General features: G+C 63.9%; 1 protein-coding gene and 2 pseudogenes. All 3 read left to right on the forward strand.

Annotated features, from left to right (window positions below):
* Positions 1 to 399: pseudogene (locus ABT116_RS41470) on the forward strand (ATPase); the annotation flags it as partial.
* Positions 396 to 2,582: a DUF5682 family protein gene (locus ABT116_RS41475; RefSeq protein WP_298776799.1), complete on the forward strand. Its 2,187-nt coding sequence runs from the start codon at positions 396 to 398 to the stop codon at positions 2,580 to 2,582. The pseudogene ABT116_RS41470 and the gene ABT116_RS41475, both read left to right, overlap by 4 nt.
* Positions 2,579 to 3,013, forward strand: a pseudogene (locus ABT116_RS41480) (hypothetical protein); the annotation flags it as partial. The gene ABT116_RS41475 and the pseudogene ABT116_RS41480, both read left to right, overlap by 4 nt.

The raw sequence follows: 3,013 nt of genomic DNA on the forward strand, positions 1-3,013 counted from the left end.
GACGAGGTGGCCATCGTGGCACGTCGAGTCGAACAGCTGGGCGCAGCACTGGAATTGCCGACAACCCCCGCAGCAGCCGAGGAAATTCGCCGGGTCGTCACCGTGTTCCGGGAACTGCGATCAGGCACGACCACCGACGGCCGCACCAAGTTGAAGTCCCCGTCCGGAACTCTGTCGACGGCGGAGGCGATCTCGGTGGTCACCAACGGTTTGGCGCTGTCTGCGCATTTCGGGGACGGCGTACTGCGGGCATCCGACGTCGCTGCCGGAATCCTGGGTTCGGTGATCAAGGATCCGGTCGCAGACAAGGTTGTGTGGAACGAGTACCTCGAGGCAGTAGTGCGTGAACGCGGAGAGTGGTCCGACTTCTATCGGGCTTGCCGCGAGGTCACCGGGTGACCATCGCCATTCCGGACCTGCGTGTCCGGGTCTTCGGAATCCGTCACCACGGCCCGGGATCTGCTCGTTCGGTTCGGCAAGGCCTGGAAGAGTTCTCGCCTGACGTCGTCCTGATCGAAGGGCCTTCGGATGCAGACCCGTTGGTGATGCTGGCGGCATCGGAGTCGATGGAACCGCCGATTGCGCTGCTGGCGTATGCCACTGGCGAACCGTCGAAGGCGGCATTCTGGCCGTTTGCGGTGTTCTCGCCCGAATGGCAAGCGCTGAAGTGGGCCGCGAGCAACGGTGTGCAGGCACGGTTCTGCGACCTGCCCGCGTTCAACGTGTTGGCGGATCAAGGGATTCGTACTACACGCGAGGGTGATCCTCTGGCTGAACTGGCGTCGGCCGCGGGGTTCGACGACACCGAACGCTGGTGGGATTCGGTGATCGAATCGAGCTCGGGCGCAGATTCTTTCGATGCGATCACCGAGGCGATGGAGGCGCTGCGTGAAACAGTGCCGATCGACGAGGAGACAGCGCATCGCGAAGCGTACATGCGTCAGGTGCTGCGAAAGACGTTGAAAGGAGGCGCTGAGCGGGTAGCCGTCGTCTGCGGGGCGTGGCACGCGCCGGCGTTGGTCGGAGCCTTGGGGCCAGCGGCTCCCGATGCTCGCATCCTCAAAGGAATGTCCAAGGTCAAGACCTCGCTGACCTGGGTTCCCTGGACGCATTCGCGCCTTTCGTCGGCATCGGGTTACGGCGCCGGAATTACCTCGCCGGGCTGGTATCACCACCTGTTCACCGCGAACGACAAGACGATCACTCGGTGGCTCACCAAAGTTGCCCGGGTGCTGCGCGACGAGGACCTTCCGATCTCGAGTGCTCACGTCATCGAAGCTGTCCGATTGGCAGATACGTTGGCGGCATTGCGTTCTCGCCCGCTGGCCGGATTGTCGGAAGTTACCGAGGCTACGAGGTCGGTGATGTGCGATGGAAACGACGTTCTTCTGGATCTGATCACGCGAAGACTCGTCGTGGGCGAAGCCCTGGGTTCGGTGCCCGAGGAGACGCCGACGGTTCCACTCGAAGCGGACCTGCGAGCACGCTCGAAGACCCTGCGGCTCAAACAACAAGCGGGAGCCAAAAACCTCGATCTGGACCTGCGACGCGACATCGACGTCGAGCGTTCCCAGTTCCTGCACCGACTGGGGATCCTCGAGATCGACTGGGGGACGCCGGCCGACAGTGAGGTCCGTTCCACCGGAACGTTCCGGGAGACTTGGGCGCTGCAATGGAAGCCCGAATTCTCGGTCTCGGTGATCGAGGCGTCGCTGTGGGGTACGACGGTGGCCGAAGCGGCGGCCTCGCGGGTCGTGTCGAAGATTCACGAGCCGGACATCACGCTGGCGTCACTGATCGGACTACTGGAGAACTCGCTCCTGGCAAACCTTCCGGCAGCCTTGTCCGCTGTGCTGGAAAGTGTGAAAACGGTTGCGGCACTGGATCATGACGTGTCGCACTTGATGGCGGCGCTGCCCACGCTGACCCGAACGCTGCGGTACGGCGACGTGCGCGGTACCGACGTGTCGGCCTTGATCGACGTCGCCGACAGCTTGTTGATCCGCATTTGCACCGGCCTCGCAGTCGCTGTCACCGGTCTGGACGATCCCAGTGCCGAGGAGTTTCGCGATCACCTCGACAAGGTGCACGCGGCAGTTATGGTCCGTGACGACCGCGACGCGAGCGCACGGTGGTTGCAGGCGATGGCCGGCGTGATCGACCGCGACGACGTCAACGGTTTACTCGTCGGGCGGATGGTGCGGCTTCTGCGCGACAGCGGTTCGATCACGGAAACCGCTGCAGCCCAGCGATTGTCTCGGGCCCTGTCCGTGGGCAGCGTGCCGACCGCGAAGGCCGGGTGGGTCGACGGATTTCTCGGCGGAGGAGGGCTTGTGCTCGTTCACGACCGAGCGTTGCTCACACTGATCGACACCTGGGTCCGTCACCTTCGCGAGCAGGATTTCATCGACACGCTTCCGTTGCTTCGGCGCACGTTCGGAGCTTTCGAATCCGGGGAACGTCGGGCGATCGGTCAGGCAGTCAGGGGCGGCCGACGCGTCGAAACGACAGTGGAGACCGATGCTCGACGTGGCAGCGCGGCAATGGTGGTCGTTGCGCAGATACTGGGAGTGCGCGCATGAGTGACGACGATCAGCGCCTGCGACGCTGGAGATTGATGCTCGGCGAATCCGCCGAAGAGTCGACGGGTGGGCTGGGTCAACCGGGCGACAGTCGAATGGATGCAGCTCTTGCAGCGTTATACGACTCGTCCGGCCCGACCAAGGGGCGTCGGCGCTCAGCCGGTTTGGGGGCGTCGGCGCCGTCCGTCGCCAGGTGGCTCGGTGATATCCGCACGTACTTTCCCAGCACGGTGGTGCAGGTGATGCAGAAGGACGCTATCGACCGACTGGGCTTGGCGCAGTTGCTTCTCGAGCCGGAACTGCTCGACGCCGTCGAGCCCGATGTGCATCTGGTCGGGACGCTTCTGAGCCTGAACCAGGTCATGCCGGAGGCCAGCAAGGCAACTGCTCGAATGGTCGTCGGCAAGGTGGTTCGTGAGGTCGAAGAGCGG

The organism is Streptomyces sp. NPDC002130 (assembly GCF_040296465.1).
Lineage (GTDB): Bacteria > Actinomycetota > Actinomycetes > Streptomycetales > Streptomycetaceae > Streptomyces.